General features: G+C 43.2%; 18 protein-coding genes and 2 pseudogenes. 8 read left to right on the top strand and 12 right to left on the bottom strand.

The features are described from left to right. Nucleotides 1–247: 247 nt before the first annotated feature. A complete protein-coding gene (locus ABH899_RS15060; protein ID WP_369997593.1) occupies nt 248–904 on the top strand; it encodes a CatB-related O-acetyltransferase in 657 nt (218 codons plus the stop codon). 159 nt (nt 905–1,063) lie between these two features. Then, nucleotides 1,064–1,156: pseudogene (locus ABH899_RS15055) on the top strand (transposase); the annotation flags it as partial. Here the strand turns inward: ABH899_RS15055 and ABH899_RS15050 are convergent. From ABH899_RS15050 to ABH899_RS15030, 5 genes and pseudogenes are all read right to left on the bottom strand, one after another. Further along, entirely contained in the window at nt 1,153–1,518 is a 366-nt protein-coding gene (locus ABH899_RS15050; RefSeq protein WP_369998229.1) for a cupin domain-containing protein, read from the bottom strand. The pseudogene ABH899_RS15055 and the gene ABH899_RS15050 overlap by 4 nt on opposite strands. A gap of 155 nt (nt 1,519–1,673) precedes the next feature. Beyond that, a pseudogene (locus tag ABH899_RS15045) lies at nt 1,674–2,502 on the bottom strand (helix-turn-helix transcriptional regulator). A 45-nt stretch (nt 2,503–2,547) separates the two neighbouring features. Further along, entirely contained in the window at nt 2,548–2,763 is a 216-nt protein-coding gene (locus ABH899_RS15040) for an NADPH-dependent FMN reductase family protein (protein WP_036739699.1), read from the bottom strand. A gap of 1,255 nt (nt 2,764–4,018) precedes the next feature. Next, complete coding sequence (locus ABH899_RS15035) at nt 4,019–5,014, bottom strand: hypothetical protein (protein WP_369997590.1); 996 nt, start codon at nt 5,012–5,014, stop codon at nt 4,019–4,021. Between the two features lie 166 nt (nt 5,015–5,180). Further along, nucleotides 5,181–5,561, bottom strand: a complete 381-nt coding sequence (locus ABH899_RS15030; RefSeq protein ID WP_369997588.1) for a hypothetical protein — start codon at nt 5,559–5,561, stop codon at nt 5,181–5,183. A 411-nt stretch (nt 5,562–5,972) separates the two neighbouring features. Between ABH899_RS15030 and ABH899_RS15025 the strand changes: the two genes are divergently transcribed. Together ABH899_RS15025 and ABH899_RS15020 are read left to right on the top strand one after the other, a co-directional pair. Next, nucleotides 5,973–6,947, top strand: coding sequence for an Ldh family oxidoreductase (locus ABH899_RS15025; RefSeq protein WP_369997586.1), 975 nt, complete (start codon nt 5,973–5,975; stop codon nt 6,945–6,947). A 265-nt stretch (nt 6,948–7,212) separates the two neighbouring features. After that, nucleotides 7,213–7,917 carry a DUF421 domain-containing protein gene (locus ABH899_RS15020; RefSeq protein WP_369997584.1) on the top strand — a complete coding sequence of 235 codons (705 nt, stop codon included), beginning with the start codon at nt 7,213–7,215 and terminating at the stop codon, nt 7,915–7,917. A gap of 118 nt (nt 7,918–8,035) precedes the next feature. Here ABH899_RS15020 and ABH899_RS15015 read toward each other — a convergent pair whose 3' ends face one another. Beyond that, entirely contained in the window at nt 8,036–9,238 is a 1,203-nt protein-coding gene (locus ABH899_RS15015; RefSeq protein WP_369997582.1) for a pectin acetylesterase-family hydrolase, read from the bottom strand. A 380-nt stretch (nt 9,239–9,618) separates the two neighbouring features. On the opposite strand from ABH899_RS15015, the gene ABH899_RS15010 reads away from it, so the two are divergent. Then, a complete protein-coding gene (locus ABH899_RS15010; protein ID WP_369997579.1) occupies nt 9,619–9,996 on the top strand; it encodes a hypothetical protein in 378 nt (125 codons plus the stop codon). Nucleotides 9,997–10,343: 347 nt separating this feature from the next. Here the strand turns inward: ABH899_RS15010 and ABH899_RS15005 are convergent, their stop codons facing one another. Further along, nucleotides 10,344–10,793, bottom strand: a complete 450-nt coding sequence (locus ABH899_RS15005; protein ID WP_369997576.1) for an S-Ena type endospore appendage — start codon at nt 10,791–10,793, stop codon at nt 10,344–10,346. A 207-nt stretch (nt 10,794–11,000) separates the two neighbouring features. On the opposite strand from ABH899_RS15005, the gene ABH899_RS15000 reads away from it, so the two are divergent. Next, entirely contained in the window at nt 11,001–11,390 is a 390-nt protein-coding gene (locus ABH899_RS15000) for a DUF3992 domain-containing protein (RefSeq protein ID WP_369997573.1), read from the top strand. A 250-nt stretch (nt 11,391–11,640) separates the two neighbouring features. Further along, nucleotides 11,641–12,027, top strand: coding sequence for a DUF3992 domain-containing protein (locus tag ABH899_RS14995; protein WP_369997570.1), 387 nt, complete (start codon nt 11,641–11,643; stop codon nt 12,025–12,027). Nucleotides 12,028–13,669: 1,642 nt separating this feature from the next. On the opposite strand, the gene ABH899_RS14990 is transcribed toward ABH899_RS14995, so the two are convergent. The 4 genes from ABH899_RS14990 to ABH899_RS14975 all read right to left on the bottom strand — a co-directional run bounded on the left by ABH899_RS14990 (nt 13,670) and on the right by ABH899_RS14975 (nt 15,848). After that, a complete protein-coding gene (locus ABH899_RS14990; protein ID WP_369997568.1) occupies nt 13,670–14,077 on the bottom strand; it encodes a DUF7668 domain-containing protein in 408 nt (135 codons plus the stop codon). 89 nt (nt 14,078–14,166) lie between these two features. Further along, complete coding sequence (locus ABH899_RS14985; protein WP_369997565.1) at nt 14,167–14,733, bottom strand: hypothetical protein; 567 nt, start codon at nt 14,731–14,733, stop codon at nt 14,167–14,169. A 136-nt stretch (nt 14,734–14,869) separates the two neighbouring features. Then, on the bottom strand, nt 14,870–15,292 hold the full coding sequence (locus tag ABH899_RS14980; RefSeq protein ID WP_369997562.1) for a hypothetical protein: 423 nt from the start codon (nt 15,290–15,292) through the stop codon (nt 14,870–14,872). Between the two features lie 310 nt (nt 15,293–15,602). After that, nucleotides 15,603–15,848, bottom strand: a complete 246-nt coding sequence (locus tag ABH899_RS14975) for a hypothetical protein (protein ID WP_369997559.1) — start codon at nt 15,846–15,848, stop codon at nt 15,603–15,605. Between the two features lie 104 nt (nt 15,849–15,952). Between ABH899_RS14975 and ABH899_RS14970 the strand changes: the two genes are divergently transcribed. After that, nucleotides 15,953–16,375, top strand: coding sequence for a tetratricopeptide repeat protein (locus ABH899_RS14970; RefSeq protein ID WP_369997557.1), 423 nt, complete (start codon nt 15,953–15,955; stop codon nt 16,373–16,375). Between the two features lie 426 nt (nt 16,376–16,801). On the opposite strand, the gene ABH899_RS14965 is transcribed toward ABH899_RS14970, so the two are convergent. Further along, the gene (locus ABH899_RS14965; protein WP_258042455.1) at nt 16,802–17,779 is read right to left on the bottom strand and encodes a helix-turn-helix transcriptional regulator; all 978 of its coding nucleotides are present in this window, start codon (nt 17,777–17,779) and stop codon (nt 16,802–16,804) included. Nucleotides 17,780–17,916: the final 137 nt, after the last annotated feature.

Genomic DNA, 17,916 nt, shown 5'->3' with positions numbered 1-17,916 from the left:
GTATATACAAGGAGGCTGTCAATTCCTAAGATGTTTGTCCAGATTAGTTACTTTTTTTATGTCATGGTTAGTTATAACAGTGAGGTATGATTTGACGAACAGAAAAATCGTTTGTTACAATGTCCCCATCAAAAAGGAAAAGGATGAGGACGATGGTTCGTCGTTTGAAACGGCTTAAGAATGTTGCTAGCGCATCAAGCTTCTAAGTGAAAAAATGATCTATATTACTTAGAAGCGAGGGGTAAGAATGAAACAACATCGATTTAACCACTGGTCTGAAATTAAGTATCTAAAGGATATTGTTACCAATCCAATGATTGAAGTAGGGGAATATTCCTACTACTCTGGTTATTACGATAATCATGATTTTGAAGATGGGTGTGTTAGATACCTTTGGGGAGATGAAAAATCAAGAAAATTATTTAACCCCATCGAGAACTATGGTTGGCTTTTAGATAAATTGATAATAGGAAATTACGTATGCATTGCAAGTGGTGTAATTATTTTAATGGGTGGAAATCACAATCATCATCCTGAATGGATTACCGTGTATCCGTTTGTGGAGCAGATTGAAACCTCTTACGAACCAAAAGGAGATACGATCATCGGAAATGACTCCTGGATTGGCATGAATGCAATGATTATGCCCGGTGTGAAAATAGGTGAGGGTGCCATTGTTGCGGCAGGATCGGTTGTTGTAAAAGATGTCCCACCCTATACGATAGTAGGCGGCAACCCTGCTAAAGAGATAAAAAAACGGTTCTCAGACAAAGAAATCGAAAAGTTAAAGGAAATGCGTTGGTTCGATTGGGAACGTGAGAAAATTGAACGAGCCAGTCATATCTTCTCAAGTTCTTCTATTGATCAATTATATGACTTTTATCAAAGGGAAATAAAATCATAGGGTAAAAGAAAAAGAGGGGCTAATTGCCCCTCTCAGATTGCAGACAAATTCCCTGGTTTCCATCGAAACCGAGGGATTTTGTTTGTTTTTTCAGCTAACAAGAGCAGAATTTTAGTAAGGGCAGACCTGCCACCACCCAGCCTCCAGAGCCAGGCTTGCATGCGATGGACGACTTTACGGGGACTGCGTAAAGTTTCGATGCAGGCGATGCTCGTTTTCGCTTGCATGAACCTCAAAAAGTTGAAGCACTAGATCCAAGTATCGTGGGCTGCTGTTATTTCGGTCTCAGGACCGCCAGTGTTTACAACGCTTTTAGGTTCCACCAGCATGAGATGGCATTCTTTTTCGGCGGAAGGCTTCATCTCTATTCCTTTCGGGACAATAAACATCTCGCCCTTGGAAATTTTCACTTGGCCATCACGAAAATCAAGGATCATCTCCCCTTCGAGTGCGATATATACCTTGTCGGTATCTTGATGAACGTGCCATTCGTAATCCCCGGCAATTTTAATAAGCTTAAATTGATAGTCATTCATTTCACCAATGACTTTCAGAGACCAATAGTCGTTGAATTTGGATAGCTTCTCATTCAGATTAATAGCTTGGTAATGGATATTAACCCCTCCTTATTTCTCTAAATTTAAATATACCGTTACAGTGAACAGGCCTGTAATCTGTTGCATATGAAATTTCTCCAACATAATATCTTCATTGATTTGACACTATTATAGTAAAGTAATTTTTAAATTAGAATGGATGCTTGTTGAAATCAGCATGGATTATTGATGAACTTCTCTCGATATTCAGTGGGAGAAATACCAAATTGTTTCTTGAACACTCTACTAAAATAAAAGGGGTCGGCAATTCCAACAGCTTGCGCAATTTGTTGTACAGGAACATCACTTGTAAATAACATTCTTTGCGCCATGTTTATACGATAGTTTAATAAATACTCTGCTGGTCCCATACCTGCATGTGTTCTAAATACATAAGAAAGCCGATTTCGATTAACGTTATTTTGTTCTGCAAGCGATGCTATTGTAAGGCTTTGATAATAGTATTCTTGAATGTAATTAGATACCCGTTCGAATAATGTATGCGTTCCACAACTATTTTGCCTATTATCGACACATAATAAAGCTTCATTTAGTACATCGCGAAATAACATCTCGGTTTGAAACTTCGAAATGCCTCCACGCTGATTATAAACATGCCAAAGACGCATAATTAGCTCAAGAAGTCGAGGAGATTGCCCTGTTAATAATTCAAAATGCTGATGCAAAAAGCTTGACTCTTTTAGTTCTGAGTTACATGTCCGGTATAAAACAAGGATGTATTCCCAGTCAGTTTTACCAAACACTTTTTGGGATAGTTTCATTTTTGCACCCCCATGTACAACTTTCCCTGGCGAAAAGATATAGGGGGGTTCCATTAAATTGAAATTGTATTTTCCCTGTAAGAGGAAACACAAATCCAGGAAAAGAATCTGTATAGTCAGCGTGAGGCACACCTGGATTTCTAGCATATCGATATACTCCTTGTACTTGAAAAGGAATGTGTGCCAGATGCTCTGCTAACTGATTAACGTCGATTTTCACATTGCATCCCTCGTTTTCAATGGTTATTGACCGATAATCCTAAGATCATTCTTTGTACACCCTGTGCAGCTCTTGACCACAAGCAGATCCTTCCTTCCATGTATAAGCATCCAGTAAAATACAATCATAGCGTTCAAGGATGGACCCATTGGCATCAAGCACCGATTTTAAGGTCCGTTTCCCACCGCGTAATGCTTGCCATACAGAAAGGTGGACATGAGAACTCTCGTCTACTTTTAGGTTATTGATAATGATTTTCATTGTCAACACCTATGAACAATAGGTCTCAACAATCCATCCCGAGATTGCACCCGCTCCAGTTTCATTCACTAGCAGCATCCCGAGGAGAGACCGCGCCAATTTCAGCGTCGACCGTTGAAAAAAGGATTCATTCAAAGGCTGTTGCAATCTGCCGTCACCCTCCTTAATTAGAAAGAAACCGATAACGCTTCTAAACAAAACCCGTTCCGCGAATTTCAGGCGGATTCGGCTGATTGACAGCATATTCGGCCAAAAGCTTCCCCATCTTCTTCTTTAGCGTAGAAAAGGCAGCCGATCATTATTCATCATGATCGCGACGATATCGGTAGCAGGAGGACTCGCAGCAGTCGCGGGAGTCCTCCTGCTCTGGACGCTGACAAGCGACCCGTCGCGCCCCTTTGACCTCGAGGCCATAGCGACATCGCCGACGATCCCGCTTGAGCTCGGCGCCGTCGTCGGAGCTAGCTTCGCCCTCTGGACCGCCATCGCGCTCTTGCGGTTGCCCGGATCTATCGCCCACGCCCGGCGGCGTCAGGCGGACATCGAGCGACTCCGCGTGGAGGGTTCGTCATGCACCGGAACGTTGACCGCCGTGCATTTTACTAACCGTTGGCTCTTTAATTTTCCGATGTTCACGGTTGAGGTAAATTATATCGTTGACGGTGCTCCTCGTGTCGTTTCAGCACACATGCGTACCAGCGCCGACCGCGTTCCCGTCGTCGGGTCGCGAATGATCGTGCTGATCGATGATCGCGGAACCACCCACGTGGAGCTGGACCTGGCGAGTGGAGCGGCATTCGAGCCGGACGTGGGGAAGTACGCTCCATCGGACGGTTGATTTTGCGACCCTGATGCAACATGGTTATAAGGAGTTCAAGTCAATACGGAGCTAAAGCTTCGCTTCACCATTTTTAACGCAGGACAAATTGGGCACTCACTCGGTATTCCTATGCGCAGCAAGTAGCAAGAAAGGTATTGGAACATCATCCGTACCATAACATGGAAAATAGTGGGTTATTTTCTGGTAAGTAGAAACTAAAAAGCCTCTGAAACTCAAGGTCTCAGAGGTTCTGTAAAATCCTTTATATCACACGCATATAACATTCCCAAGCGTCCCACCAAGGAAATTTTTCGCCGTCACTTATGGTACGGTTCAGCTTAACGGGGCTTTCGGCCAAAAATCCGCCGCGGCGCATAATCGCCAGCCTTTTACTCGATCCAAGGACTTCGTCTAATGAGCACGAGGTCTGCTTTTCTAAGACGCTCTCTCTTTCTCGTCGTTGACTGAAAAGATATGAAGTGGTCGATTCGGCGGAATATCGACCTCAAGGGGAATGTTCAGCTTCCTTGCGGCTATATGCAAATTTTGCAGCATCGTGAACCATTCTGCGTCCGAGCATGCATAATTTTTCGTTTTGATGGTAAAGTTCCTGCCATCCTGCTGCCAGAATGTGATCTTTCTGCCTCCGATATTTTCCAAACTTGCATTGCAATCTACGACGATTTTCCTGATTTGGTCTGCGGGCAGTTGATTTCTTTCGGAAAAAATAATTCGGTTTTGCTCAGAATCTACGACGATCCGCTGGGTCTTTATTGTACTGTAAGTAAGTGTGAATCGAGTCGCGGGGGATATGGAAGAATCTGTACTTGCTTGTAACTGCGCCGTTGCTTCAAGTGCCTTCAATTTCCGATTATTCAGCTGTTCATTTCTTTGCAACAACCGATCCTCCACTTTATAATGGCCTTCGATAGATCTAATAGGCAGTTTGATGACCTGCTCGGGCGTATAAAGATTGTATTCTTGCAGCCAGAAAAAACTAAAGCGTGCGATTCTGAATTTTTGCTCGACCCCGATCAGTTCCTCGAACGCCACATCGTAGCGGCGGCCCCATTTCGAGAATTGAATCCGATCATGCGACATTACGATGGAATACGGTGGCCGCAAGTAGCCGGATAGCGCTGTTCCGCTTATGAACAAAAAAATGCCCAGACACACAGCTGAAGCATTGATCGCCAGCATTTTCAGATCTTCCGACAGAAAGGACAACCATCCCATGAGGGGAAATTTGACCGAAAAGATCAGAATCGAAAATACTCCAATTAAAAGAAGGGACACAAAAAGCGATACCGCTGCAGCAAATCCAAGAGATTTAAACAATGATTCCCGCCTCAGTATTTCAGCTGGCGGTTTGTTCTCTTGCTCCCATTGCTTCTGTTTACGCTGATGTTTCGTGTTTATTTGTTTATTCATAGTTAAACTATAACACTTCCTCTAGTACATATTAAACATGCCTGCAGTACGAAATAGAGAGATACGGCCAAGGAATTGCGGCAAAAGCTGCTTGCTCCAAACACGAAGCAGCAAAGGAGAACGCCGTGATGGTCGTTCTCCTTTAATTTGGCTTAGTGGAACGTGACTACAATTCCATCCATTTTATACATTTTGGACGAATTTTCGTCTTGAAAAATTCTGTGCACGCATCAGTCATTTGTTTAACTGTAATAACCATTGTACTTGCTAAAACTACTTCTGCGCCATGAACATTCTCGTAAAAGGTAATCGTTTCGTCCCTAATATTGTCATCACCGCAAGAAGCAAAAGTTCCCGTCTGTTCAGAATCTAAAAAATACAACACACAATAATCATCCCGAATAAAAGCACATAATTGAGGGATACCACTTTCGTTAAAGGTAAAAATAATCTGATTGGCATTAAATGCTGGACGATTTCGAATAAACTCAACTACCTGCGATTCTGTATCTATTACAATTTCTCCGTTAAAATCACTAGCATACATTTGAAAGACCTACTTTCAGTAACAAAAAAATGGATTCTCTCACCTATACAGTTCTTGAGGCACTTAAGTTAAAAAGTGCCTGTGAACTCTCCTTGTTTTTCCTCATGTCAAATTTTTCGCCGTCACTTGTGATACGGTTCAGCTTAACGGCTCTACCGGCGAAAAACGGAAAAAGAGCTGGTCGCGACAGATCAGCTTAAGCTATTCGTTATTCATGACAAGTTCAGCTCACGATGACTTCTCTGGGCAACATATTTCCATGATATAATTTATGAAAACTTGTATTTCACATGGAAAGAAGAAACTTCAGTCGGGAGCGTGATGAAATGCCGAGAGGAAACAAGAAAGCAATAACTGAATCGGAAACTTTTTCACCCGCCGTAATTGAGCAGCATATCAGGATAATAGCCAATGCGATATGATCTTAAAAGTGCAAAAGAGTTGGCTATTCGCGTGTGTGTCGCCGCTGGTGCAAGCAAAGCAGCAGCCATCTCTCTCGCTGAGGCAACTGTCGCTGCGGAATGTTCCGGTAGGAGTTCGGTTGGATTTACTCATCTCCCAGACTATCTGGAAGGCTTTTTGTGTGGCCGCATTGCTGGCACAGAAGAACCTGCGCTCTGCTTTCCAGCGCCTGCTCTCATTCAAGTCGATGCCAAGGGGGGAATCGCCCAATTTGGCTTTGATCGTGCATTCGATGAACTGCTCATACGAACAGGCGTTTATGGTGTGACCGTATTCTCGTTAAAGAACAGCTATACGGCTGGAGAACTGGGCTACTACGTAAGGCGGCTCGCCCGTAAAGGATTGGTAGCGCTGGCTGCGACCAATGGATCTGCTTTAATGGCTGCCGGACAGAGTAGCCAGGCTGTTTATGGCACTAACCCGTTCGCATTCGCCGCACCTGTCGACAACAGGGCACCCTTAGTTATCGACCAAGCATCTAGCGCCACGGCGTTTGTCAATATTCGGCGGGCGGCAGAACGGGGGGAAGACATCCCCGAAGGCTGGGCCATCGATGAAAAGGGACACAACACAACAGATTCGCGTGAAGCGATCAAGGGAGCTTTACTTGCATTTGGGGGTGCTCGTGGTGCTAATATCGCACTCATGGTTGAAATACTCGCGGCAGGTACGACAGGTGCGAACTGGTCACTTGATGCGCCATCCTTTGAGGAGGGGAGTCACTCGCCTGGTGTGGGCCTGTTCATTGTGGCCCTAAATCCCGAACTACTCGCTCCCGATTTTTCCGCTCGAATGGCATCACAGATCGAACGACTGTCCTCCAAAGGTATTCATATCCCCGGAGACAGCTGTGCTGAGGATAAAACTGAAATCGACCTTCCGTCTTCACTTGTTGCGACCCTTGAGAAGTATTGTTTTATTTAATCTGTCATAACGTCGGGGCTATCGGCGGAAAATGCGCCTAAGTGCACCGCGCGGCGGCATTGCTGGCCTCAAAAGTAACTTGAATTTTTGCAGCTCTTAAGCCTGCAAATCAGAACTTACCGAATTACTGCAAAAACCCGAAACTAGGCAGAACATGAATTTCCCACTTCTCAGCGAAAGAGTTATAACACCGGCTTCAACCGTCAATAGTGTTATTATCGAGCCGTACGCCAGATCCCATAAATTGGAACAAGGAGTCCGCCCATTGCAAGCATACGTGGAAGTTATTTTTCGAACGATCGCCGCTTTTGTCCTCCTCATGATCACGTCGAGAATTCTCGGCAAGCAGACGATATCCAATATGACCTTCCATGACTTCGTGAGCGGCATCACGCTGGGCGCCATTGCGGCGAATTTGGCGTTTAACGATAAGCTCAACCATTGGCCCATCGTCGTATCGCTGCTGATGTTCTTCGTCATTTCTTTCCTCGTGTCCAAGATCGCGCTCAAAAACCAGGCATGGAACCGGTTGGTATCCGGCACTCCGACCGTCATTATCGAGAACGGCAAAATTCTCGAGGACAACATGCGAAAAATCCGCTACACGTTGGATTCCCTGGCCCAATCTTTGCGTGAAAAAGATATTTTCAATATAGCGGAAGTCGAGTACGCTTGCTTGGAGGATCACGGGAAGCTATCCGTCAAGAAGAAAAGCGATTATGAGTGGGTGACGCGCAAAGATCTGAAGCTACACGCCGCGGCCGTCCAGTCGTTCCCTGTCGAGCTGATTATGGACGGCATAATCATGGAAGACAATCTCGCCCACAACGGGCTGACCGTCCAATGGTTGGAGCAGGTGCTGCGGCAGCGGAACAAGTCCGTATCCGATGTGTTCTATGCCGTGAGAGGTACGCAAAATCAGTTGTATTTTGACTACTATCGGGACCACATTGACAAGCCCATCGATTAGCCCCGACCTCACTGCGCTCTCCCCTTGCCAGCCGAATGCCCCTACCAAAAACACCCCCATCAGGGGCGCGACATATGACCCTCATGAAGAAGCAGACGAAGACGCTGGACCGATATCGTCAGCCCTCTTTATCTACAAAATGCCGCCCCACGGAGTAATATTCATCCTTATTCACAGCATCGTCCAGCCACTTCATCAGCTTCACCCCGTCCTGTTCGGCTTTGTAGAAATGATTTAATGGGGAGAGTGTATGTGGTGTCCTGCCCGTCTTCTCGTTAAGACCGTAATCAGTGATGTAATAATAGTAGCCTGGCAATACTTCAGTTAGCTCTCCGGCAGATTGCAGCATGCGGGCCGACCAGCGATGCACATATTCGCTATCGTCCGAAACGTCACCATTCAGATCCTTTTCAAAGTCGAACAGCAGCTCGTCATAAAGCGTATTGGACTGCAAAAGTACTGCGTTGTCCGGGAGCAGCTTGCGGTTCGCCGCGAATACGGACGAAATCAAATCGACCTGGACTTCATAACCAAAGGTTGCTGCAAAGTTGGCCTTCCATTCGTTATCGATAATATCCGGCCAGCGGTCGGCATTTAAGTAGGAGCTGTCCGAATATTGATAAATGCGGGCATCCGGGTAGCGTTTCGCAATCTCAGGTGCCCAGAAAGCAGCTCCGAATCCTCCGGCGCTTTCTCCCGCAATGAGGATCTTTTCCGGCGCAGCGAAATGGTTTGCAATCCATTCCAATGCTGCGCGCGTATTGGCTTGACCGTTGTAACGCATTGTAAACGGCTTGCCTTTGGCGTCCGTATATTCCTTGGATGCATTCCCGATATGCAAATCACCAGTAGAATAAGGGATATATACAATATTCCAATCCTTGAACGGATTGTCAGGGTTATTATTTTTCAACAGGCCGCCAAGCGTACTTACTTTAAAGAATGGAATGTTCGGAAAGTAATATTTGATCTCACCGTTCTTCACTACATTACTCAGACTGATCGGCTGCGCGGCAGTCACCGCATCCCAAGCCACACCGCCCCCAGAAAAGTAAATGATCAATTTATCTTCAGCAGATGCTCCCTTATTGGCAAGTAAATAGTATTCTGAACCGTCGGCAGAAATTACTTGTGCATCCTGGTCAAACTTGATTTTATTCCAGACATAGCGCTCCGCATCAGCCCATTTATCCGGTTCAGAAGGCTTTTCAAGTATGAAAAAATGAACATAACCTGCCAAAACACCCAAGATAATTATAATGCCGCCTATCGCAGTCAGAAGAATCTTGTTGATTCTTTTCACGATTTTCTTTTTTACCACACACAGACCGTCCTTCCTACCAAAATATATCCCCCAGATCCGAGCGTAAAGTGCTTACTGTTTTGGCTACTTGCATTTTTTAGGGGAAATTTTACAAACTTTATACCAGTAAACATTATTTTTCGCCGTCACTTATTGTAAAATTATAGATATTAAATATTGGGGGTGAAGGTGTGTATGGCTGAGTACAAAGATAATAGGAAGTTGAACTTTCTATTACGTCACCTAGAATATCATAACACCTACAAAAAAACGTTCAATAATGAGGAAGAAAAAGGGAAGAAACTCCTCCATTATATAGTTGATCGTCCCGGCCGCGTCGCGGGGAATCCCCCTCTGCCGCTCAGGGTGCGAGTATCTTCCTCGGGAGGGCGATGCCAATGAGGAATGCTGCGGAGGGTCAGCAGAAGCACGGGCAGCAAGAACATATCGAGACGCTGCCGCTGTTCTCCACCACGGATAAGAACGGACGAATGACTATGCTCCTGCCGGGACGTCGCGTCGGACGCGCGGCTCCGCTGATACCTTGGCTGCTTACAGCCGCTGCACTGTGGGCGCTGACAGGCTCCGTGCCGTTCGGCGCACTGCTCGGCATGGCGCCGACACCGGCGATCAACATGCTCCTCGGTCATCCGGTCACAGTGGGCGTCGCCGTTTTGCTGCTGTTCGTCGCGATCGGTACGACCGGTGCAGTGTACTCGCTATCGATTGAGCAGTTCGGACAGAGAGCACGGCTCAGGTGTATCGGTAATGCCTAAATCACGATTAAAGGCAAAGCCAAATGCAAATATGAATATGCCCATAAATGCCAATATCATTCCAATCGTTGGTATGGATTCTTGTTTACCTCCCATAATGCATTTCTGTTATTTCTACAATTATAATATCTAAATGAAAATTCACTTAAAACGAGAAAATAATACCTTTCGACTTCACCTTGCTTACAATAATCAATGCCCATACTGTTGCATCTCATTATTTAATTTGAATCACAATATTAAGCACTTCACAGGAATTCGTAATATTGCGATAAGTTGTCTAAGGACACAAATCCCCAAAGATTTCATGGGAAGAACCCATATCAAATTAAAGAAAAACAACTGGCTCAGGAGCGAATCATTAATTCGAATTTACCTTTGCAGAATTTATCCTCTTCGTTGGCATTGGTGCATATTATTTCAAGTTTATAAATAGAGCCTACAACAAAAGCAGCTTCCTGATATCCATCTATTGTCTGCTCGATTATTTTCTTTTTTGAGCCCAGCTTTATGAAAGCTTGCATTTGGCAATTCGAGTCGTTTTCGATTTTTAAGACACTTGTAGATGGGCGATGAATGCCTAAAGCTCGAAAGTAAATTCGGGCTTTCCCATCACATTTTTGAAATATACGACCGCATATTTTTTCACATATATCAAATCCTCCTTTCTTTTTGCACATTCTCTTTTTGTACATTCTCTTTTTGCACTTTCCCTTTGTCCTCATTTTTGAGCAGCCGCAGCCTGTTCTAACATTAACAACTGTCTTTTGCCTTATCGTTTGAGAAGCTGCTTTCAAATCCCTTACCTCCCCATCAAAAATAAATCCGTCCTCATCCTATATTTTATTTTGCTATGGGTAAATCGTACTAAGACAAATATCCATTTATCGAATATGAATTGCAAATGGGTGGATTAGCAAGGGTACACGCGGATACAGGCTGTACTTTAGTTACGTATTTATACTTGAACACTAAACTAATTTTTGAGAGGAGGAACCTTATCTATGTGTGGAAGTAGTAATAATCAAACCATAGTGGTAGGCAACCACGAGTGTTGTAGTCAAGCCCCATTTGTGCAGGATAAATTGTGTGCTCCCTATACGATCACAGCCGCTACACCTACGATCACCATCTTTGCACTAAATACAAATCCATCTAAAACATTTGTATCAGGAACAATATCATTAGGCAGTGGACCAACTGGTGGTACCGTAACTGTTAACTTTCTGCTTGGTACTACTGTAGTGGAAACTGATACACTAACTGTAGGTGCTAGTCTTGCATTTACCAAAACTGGATTTACTTCAATAACACTAACAGGAACAGGTGCCGCTCCATTTACACCTCTTTACCAAGGAGAGTTCTGTATAACTCCACGGTATGCCTTAGGTTAATGGTGGGGATCTATAATTTAGAAAATAAAGATCGGCTTTTGTAAAATATCTGCTCCTTTATTGATTGCCTTAGGGGAGAAATAGCAAGTAACCCTTGTAATTTAGTTTATTTTTGCTATGGGTAGATCGTACTAAGACAAATATCTATTTATCGAATATGCATTGCAAATGGGTGTATTAGCAAGGGTACACGGGGATACAGGTTGTACTTTAGTTACGAAATTTATTTTTTAGAGGAGGAATCTTATCTATGTGTGGAAGTAGTAATAATCAAACCATAGTGGTAGGCAATCATGATTGTTGTAGTCAAACCCCATTTGTGCAGGATAAATTGTGTGCTCCTTATACTTTGACAGCCGCAGCACCTCTGGTCATCTATGCCCTAAATACAAATCCAACTAAAACGTTTGTATCAGGAACAATATCATTAGACAGTGGACCAACTGGTGGTACCGTAACAGTTAACTTTCTGCTTGGTACTGCTATAGTGGAAACTGAAACTCTAGCTGCACCTGGTATTCTTGCATTTACCAAAACTGGATTTACTTCAATAACATTAACAGGAGTAGGTGCTGCTCCATTTACACCTCCTTACCAAGGAGAGTTCTGTATAACTCCAAGGTATGCCTTAGGTTAATGGTATGGATGGTTAAAGATCTATAAGCAAATAAAAGGAATATACAAATAGAGACAATAAATGATGCAAAAGAGCCACCATCTTCTCGAGGCCACTGAAGAACTTGTAGATTTCAGAACAACTAAGGGACACGAATCAAAAGACAACCTTTATTCCCAGTTTTTTGGGGTAAAGGTCGTCTTTTAAACTAGAAAATAATTGAGCAGACAATAGACGAATATCAGGAAGCTGTTTTTGGCTATATTCATAGCTTTAAAATAATGGGCACCAGAACTAACGATGAGAAGAAAATTCAAATTAATGATTCGCTCTAGAAGTATATAATGATTGTGCAAATGCACGAGAAGAAAGAATTCTCAGATACGCATTTCATCAGCTCGTCCATGTTCCGATTATGAAAGGCACAGCTACTTCAGTAGTGCCTGCGATTTGGAGGGCTGAAGGGAAACGAGAATTAAGTATGCGACTCTGTTTCCCCTCTATGCGATTTGCGTAATAACAAGGTGTGCTGATACAGGCATTGTCCCTCCTGCGAGAGGAGTGATAGTAAGTGCCGTGGAATTACCAGCAGGATTTCGTACAGTGAGTACTGAATTGATCACTGTTGTTTTCACAAGAGCCACTCCTATTAGCTGAGAAGTACCTGTTGCTCGCCCAACAACCGTATAGGCTAGCTCCGAACCATTGAGTGTTACAACCAGTTGGCCTGCCTCGGTAACACTCACCTGAAACAAGACCTGATAAGTGCCAATTGTAGCCAAGTTAAATGAACTTGGACTAACACGGGTTATAGTAGTCCCGCTAGTAGGTCCATCTTCCGGGAAACTTACGTCTGTACCCGGAGCAACTGTTGCTGCGTTATCAGGAGGCATCAAGGCATAAAAATCTGCGTAGCTTAATATTCCTACTGTTTGGGACTTACATCTCTGGCAACAAGAAAAATGGGAGTCACTTACATATATTCTCTGAGACACCTAAATCACAACCTTCCAGTTTATTATCCTATCAGTCCTGCTTCTATATAATAATAGTATGCAAATTGAGATATTCGGGGACATGCATTAGTACTATGACAATTTGCATATTTTTCGAGACTTTGTGGTGAAACAACTCGCGATTGCGAAAAACTAGATTCATTGCTGGATGGACGTCATTTCCCCTGAGCTCCAACAACTACTCTCAGAATACAATCTTGCACGCACACAGCGCCCGATCCATGCTTACCGTAAAGGCATTAGTACTATTTCAATTGGTTGTATTCTAGGTGAAACTGCTCTAAAGAAAAATACTGTCAATAGCGTCTATTATTTCGCCACTGACAGTATTTTGATATAACACTTTACATTATCGCGCGATAACTTCCGCTTGGAAAGAGGCCTCATTTGAGCTATCAGCCTCGATTAGTTCTAATTCAAGCTAATCAGGGCTTAACTACCTCATCCCCCACCCTACCCGCTTCAACCTCATTTAGTGCTTCTACGCTCTTCACACACGAAAAATTTAGCCGTCACTTATGATAAGGTTCAGCTTAACGTGACTATCGGCGAAAAATGAAAAGAGGAGCCTGTCGCGGCGTGACAGCTCCTAGCGAATTCAATTGGGTTGACCCAAAACAATATTTTCCATATAAAATACGATGTCATTAAAGTACAGTAATCCCACTCTTAAAAATGACTCTCAGAGAGTCACCCTCAAAGTGAAACTCAAAACTCAAAGTCAAATCATTGGGTTCGCCCTCTGTCGTCAATGCATATTCGTAAGCAATTCCGCTTCCATCGTTAAAATAATAGAAGGATTCTTGTTGATAAACACTGCCATCTTTATAAACAGGCCTAAAGGTACATTCTACATCAAACCTATCGATCTGCCCCAACTCATTATCTTCCTTAAAACTCTCGATGACCTCTTTTAATAGCTCAACGTCCCAATCCTGCATATCATCAACTTTTTGAGCAATTTCCTCATATCGTCCATCTGCGATGGAGTCAACAATCTCTTTTGCGAACGCCCGAATGATATCTTTCTCTTTACCCAATACCCGTTTAAGCATACCACGTGCTCCCTTATCTCCAGAATAGTCTACCTTATGAAGGTCGTCCCTTAAATGCTTTACCGATGCGAGGGCTGGCAAACTTCTATTTAGTAGGTGGTACTTTCAATCTTAAAATCTAAATTGATGTCAAATTCCGCTGGCCCCTTCCTTTCTGTCTTTTGCAAAACAAACTCAAATGTGGGTTCATAATATGAATCCTGCAACGTTTCTCCACCCAATACTTCTATGCTGTACCAGCCGTTTTCAATTTCAATCATCGGCTTTTTGTATTGCCGGTAATGATTAAGTAAAGCGTTGACTCTTTCGTTAGTGAATTGTTCTAGTATTCGCCAAGTAAACAGCATCAGTATGTTGTTTTCAACTTTAAGCGAATAGCCACCACGTCTAAATTGTAAATGGCTATCTGATCTCAACAACTCCGGTGTATCACCAGAAAGATTAAATATAATTGTATAGGGATAGTTTTCAATCCCTGCCATTGGAAGTACGATACCATCAAGCACGGCATGGTCGCCGCTTTCGTTTGTTGTAAACTCCATGGCTAAGTTGTCCGAAAGATGATTGGACTGTTTCCAGCTCTCCAGCAGCAAAATATCCCCGAGAATGAAATAGTCTATCAGATCATTCAGCACTTCTGTAAATTTGTAAATCATTTAAAGCTCCTTTTTCCTCTTTTATCTCAAAGCTATAAATTCAACTTAATCAAATCATGCAGGAAAATTATAGAATCCTCCTTTTCTAACGGTACCTAAATAAGATCCCTCCATTACTTTGTTGGGAATAAGAGTACTAATATTCTGGCATTTGCCAACCCGTTTCCTCATCCCAAATGGCATCTGTATCATCTAGATGCACATGCCAATCCCCATTAGAAATACTTCTTCTAATATTCGTCAAACAGGTCAACCAATAATACAGCGCATTCAATATCACTTCAAAATCATCTGAAAAGGGTAGCTTTGTCGAACCTGCAAAGATCACGGTTGGTTCATCCTGATCATAGTCATAAACACAAAATGTTTCTCCAATATCCTTCATTTCAAAACCCGCATTGTATTTATCAATGATGGCTGTTATCTCTTGCTCCTCACTGTTGGTAAGGTTATGATTTCTCATACAAGTGTAATAAACAGAAACCCCCATGCTACATTTCCCTTCTTTTTTCAGTATATTGGAACTACCGTTCCCGTTTACCATTAATCCGATGCTCACTTTTTGATCCCGTACCATTCTACTTACATTTCATTGCTAATGCCTAACACTTCATCATTCTTCGTCAGCGTATGCTCAACCGGATGTATTCGGCTTGGTCTTCGATGCTGTGCAATGCGGATGTCCGGCCATAGCAGAGCTCTGCGAAGAGCATTCTGTCTTTCCAATGTAGAGCGGCTGGTTGGTGATGACGAGCAGTACTGTATGCGGTACATTATATCATGGAAGGTGCATTATAATCCCATATTATGGACTTACAAACATGAGGGACATTCACGAGTTTCGACAAATGTCGAGTGCCAGGCTGCATCTAATTTCCCTGCCAATATCCCTTACCAGACCGAGGGCAAATGCTCCGAGCTACAGATCCAATCAATTCCATCAACAGGGGCTTATTTAGTCCTGCAGAAATTCTAGCAATTGACATAACAAAATCACCGTCAATTTTTTCTTGTGTTTTTTGTTTTGAATTATAAAACTGAAAACATGGAACAGCCAAAACAATCAATAAAACAATTAAACTTAGAATCAAAACACGTGCTGTAGTTTTTTTCATCATAAATTCCCCTTGTTACAACTATGGGATTGTTTGCCTGAAGTCAAAGACTGTGCCGAACGCATTTGTTTATCCAATCAATCAATAGAACAGGAGAGATTGCGTTGCAACTCACAGATTCCACTTATTCCGCAATTAGGGCTCTATGTAAACAAGGCGATGATTTAGTGAAGACAGGCGATTTTGACGCCGCCAAGCAAAATTATATGGCCGCCCTTCGCTTATTGCCTGAAAATCATCAAGAATGGGAGGCCGCTACCTGGATATATGCAGCTATTGGGGATATCCACTATCGTTTGAAGAATTACGATAAGGCCTTCAAGTGCTTTTTTAATGCCGTCCAGTGTCCGAATGGGTTGGGGAATCCGTATATTCATCTTCGGCTTGGGCAGTTATATTACGAACAGGAAAACTTTGAAAAGGCAGCTGACGAGTTAACCCGGGCTTACATGGGCGGCGGTATTGAGATTTTTATGGAAGACGACCCAAAATATCTTGAGTTTTTGGAGACAAACATAGAGATTTGAAAATTCAGGTTAGTTTCACCTATCATTAAAATCATATAGATTTTCATATCTTTTGTTATCTCTGTTGTTGCTCGATAACAGGGGCATTTAAAATACCGTTATAAGCGAAACAAACCCGGCCTTTAGAGAGGTCCGGGTTGGAAAACTTGTTTCATAGTTATTAAACTATCGTCTCCCGCTAGTTTAATCCTCTAAGCTACTTTAAACAATTGTAGCTCTGTACCCTGTATTCTTGCCTTTTTTAACTGCTTCGATATAGCCATCGAAATAATAGGGGATATCATCTTCTTTACCATTCCGAATTCTGCCTCTTGCGAAAGGCAGATAAGAAGGGGCCAGAGGAATTTGACATCAACCCAAATTTTAAGCTTGAAAGTTCCGCCTACTAAAATATAATTGTTAAGGCCATCCTGCAGCAGGATAGCCTTAACTTGTGCCTAGCGTGTATTTTGTTAAAGTGTCCGCACTTCCCCTTAACCGCTCTTCCAAAATCAAACGCAGTTCATCAGGAATCCGTTCATACTCGACTCCTTTTCCCAAAAACAAAAGCCAATCCGCGTAATACTCTAGCGCCTCAACATCGGTCACATTCAGTTGAACATTGAAAATCCCACTCGACTGGAACATCCCCGTAAAGGACAAAATAATCCCCGGCGGATGCAAGCGCTTAAAGCGCTGAACTCCAGTCGTATCAAGCTTTACAACCAGATTGGATTCACGTGCATCAAGCCGTTTTTTGCTTAAAATCTCTTGCTCAGACCGCTTCATCTCCTGCTTAGAAATTGCCGAATCCCGCAGCATCTCAACGGGCAGATAACGAAACTCGTCGGTATCAAGATCATAAACCTCAACCAGCCAATGAGCGTTTGAATTAAAAATATGAATCAAAAAAACGTCCATTAACTGTGGCCACCCAGGACTCGGCTCATAAGTCAAACGCAAGTGCTTATCCCGCGCAGCAAGCGAAATCAACTGGTTCAACTCCGCAGGCGCCGCGTCATCGAGTTCCAACAGATTCGGATTAGCAGGATTTGTATTTTCAAAAAGCAAGATATTATTCAGCTCGATCAACTCGTCGTGCTGGGTTTGCGAAGCGATGCCGATGAGTTTTTCAGTGATGGAACGGCGATTTTGCAAATAGGGCAACTGCGAGTTTTTCGAAGCGATAAAGCTGATAAATATCGCTTTCAGCTCTTCCGGTGTGAAACGGACAGCGGACAGATACTGATTTTGCAGGACATTGTATCCACCCCCGCGCCCAAGCTCGGTCGTCAGCGGAAAACCCATCGCCTGAATCTCGTTAATGTCGCGAATCGCCGTCGCGCGGGAAATCTTGAACTCACGCTGAATCTCTGCAATCGTGAAATGCGCGCGGTTATTGATGAAGCGCATGATCAGGTTCACTCGTTCTATCTTTTTCATGATTTTATTGTATCAGAAATGTAGCATCCATACTGATTTTGGTTCTGGTTTTGATTCTGTTTTTGCATTACTTTTTGATATCAAATAAAAGGTTTCATTTTTTGATACATTTAGCGAAT

The sequence above is a fragment of the Paenibacillus sp. RC84 genome (assembly GCF_041260495.1).
In the GTDB taxonomy this organism is placed as follows: domain Bacteria; phylum Bacillota; class Bacilli; order Paenibacillales; family NBRC-103111; genus Paenibacillus_F.
This window is presented reverse-complemented; position numbering and strand designations above follow the sequence as displayed.

Excerpts from the sequence above, each read along its gene's own strand:
- ABH899_RS15060 (WP_369997593.1), top strand. The coding sequence starts at position 248 with ATGAAACAACATCGATTTAACCACTGGTCTGAAATTAAGTATCTAAAG.
- ABH899_RS15040 (WP_036739699.1), bottom strand. The coding sequence starts at position 2,763 with ATGAAAATCATTATCAATAACCTAAAAGTAGACGAGAGTTCTCATGTC.
- ABH899_RS15035 (WP_369997590.1), bottom strand. The coding sequence starts at position 5,014 with ATGAATAAACAAATAAACACGAAACATCAGCGTAAACAGAAGCAATGG.
- ABH899_RS15030 (WP_369997588.1), bottom strand. The coding sequence starts at position 5,561 with ATGTATGCTAGTGATTTTAACGGAGAAATTGTAATAGATACAGAATCG.
- ABH899_RS15025 (WP_369997586.1), top strand. The coding sequence starts at position 5,973 with ATGCGATATGATCTTAAAAGTGCAAAAGAGTTGGCTATTCGCGTGTGT.
- ABH899_RS15010 (WP_369997579.1), top strand. The coding sequence starts at position 9,619 with ATGAGGAATGCTGCGGAGGGTCAGCAGAAGCACGGGCAGCAAGAACAT.
- ABH899_RS15000 (WP_369997573.1), top strand. The coding sequence starts at position 11,001 with ATGTGTGGAAGTAGTAATAATCAAACCATAGTGGTAGGCAACCACGAG.
- ABH899_RS14995 (WP_369997570.1), top strand. The coding sequence starts at position 11,641 with ATGTGTGGAAGTAGTAATAATCAAACCATAGTGGTAGGCAATCATGAT.
- ABH899_RS14990 (WP_369997568.1), bottom strand. The coding sequence starts at position 14,077 with ATGCTTAAACGGGTATTGGGTAAAGAGAAAGATATCATTCGGGCGTTC.
- ABH899_RS14985 (WP_369997565.1), bottom strand. The coding sequence starts at position 14,733 with ATGATTTACAAATTTACAGAAGTGCTGAATGATCTGATAGACTATTTC.
- ABH899_RS14975 (WP_369997559.1), bottom strand. The coding sequence starts at position 15,848 with ATGAAAAAAACTACAGCACGTGTTTTGATTCTAAGTTTAATTGTTTTA.